The sequence below is a fragment of the Pseudomonas sp. P5_B2 genome, from assembly GCF_056400445.1.
The window spans coordinates 1-601 of record NZ_JBFULH010001428.1 but is presented as its reverse complement, the minus strand read 5'-3'; the positions used below and the strand labels follow the sequence as shown (position 1 = coordinate 601).

The 601-nt window shown below is 56.6% G+C and carries 1 protein-coding gene; it reads right to left on the bottom strand.

Annotation, left to right across the window (positions count from 1 at the left end):
* Nucleotides 1–277: 277 nt before the first annotated feature.
* The coding region (locus AC1DRJ_RS31640) for an efflux RND transporter permease subunit (protein ID WP_477805563.1) at nt 278–601 on the bottom strand (324 nt) is incomplete at its 5' end.

Sequence of the window (601 nt, the reverse complement as noted above, 5' to 3'; positions counted from 1 at the left end):
GGCTGCCTGGGAGCAGCCTCGCACACAAGTCCTCAGTTCAGTGAGCAACGATGCTTACTGTCCAGTACCACGAACCATCAAAGCCTCCGTGGCAGCGCAACCCGACAATGACCTCTTGTTGCTCATGTTCGGGCTCGTTCAGGGAATAAGGCCCCAAGGTTGACCAGATTGAAGCCAATATAAAGGCCTCGCATTGCGAGGCCTTTTTTTGATCTGATTTCCAGTCCATGAGGCTGATCAAATGTCGGATCGCCGCATCGCCGCTCCCACAGGTCTATCAGTGTTCTTTTGTGTCGGGTTTAGCCAGCAATGTGTAAATGCACGGCAACACGAACAGGGTAAACAGCGTACCGATCGACATCCCTGTGGCGATCACCGTCCCGATGTCAAAACGGCTCACCGCACCCGCGCCCGTAGCGATGATCAACGGCACCATGCCGAACACCATCGCTGCCGTTGTCATCAGTACCGGACGAAGCCGAATGGCCGCTGCTTCCTCCACCGCTTCGCGAGCCGTCAGGCCCTTTTCCTTGCGGAGCAGGTTGGCGAACTCGACGATCAGAATCCCGTGCTTGCTGATCAGCCCGATCAGCGTCACCAG